The organism is Bacillus sp. LR--39, assembly GCF_053613335.1.
Genome location: NZ_JBSIOT010000991.1, coordinates 1 through 665 on the forward strand (window position 1 = coordinate 1; position 665 = coordinate 665).

Genomic DNA, 665 nt, shown 5'->3' on the forward strand with positions numbered 1-665 from the left:
GGCTCCGCCGAATTCCGCCAATATTTAAATGAGATTAAAACACTGCTTTCAACTTTTAAACGTTCGGCCGAGGCTCTTACCGTCTCAAAAAGCGGCCTTGATGAATTGAAAGAAACGCTGGCGCTTTTTGAAACAATTGATGTTAAAATCCGCGAAGCAGACGCTTTTGTCGGATGTCTCCAAGCCCAGGACACCGCGGATTTAAAGGCGAATGCCCTTAATTTTGAGGTCACCCGGCTCGCTGCCGATGCGCAGAAGGCGCTGGTCGTGCTTGACAGCAAATTTGCCGTTGTCCCAAATGTAGAATGGGAAGCGATCCTTCAAGATGAAAGCATTTCCGATATCGCTTATATTTTGAATGAGAGAAGAGAGCGGGTAACGGAAAAGCTTAGTTCCGAACAGGAAACATTGATTCAAGGCTTGTCTGTTGACGGATATCATGCCTGGGGCGATATGTACGACAGCATCGTCGACCAAATTCAAATTCCGTATGAAGAAGATGGCGAGACGAAAATTCTGTCTGTCGGACAGGCGCAGAACCTGACATCTAAACCTGACAGAAAGATCCGCCGCTCCGTATCGGAAAATTTGGACCACGGCTGGGAACAGCACGCTGATTTGCTCAGCAGCACGCTGAATCACCTCGCCGGTTTCAGACTGAACGT

General features: G+C 48.3%; 1 pseudogene. It reads left to right on the top strand.

The window, feature by feature from the left end:
* Positions 1 to 665: pseudogene (locus tag ACWHAR_RS27970) on the top strand (M3 family oligoendopeptidase); the annotation flags it as partial.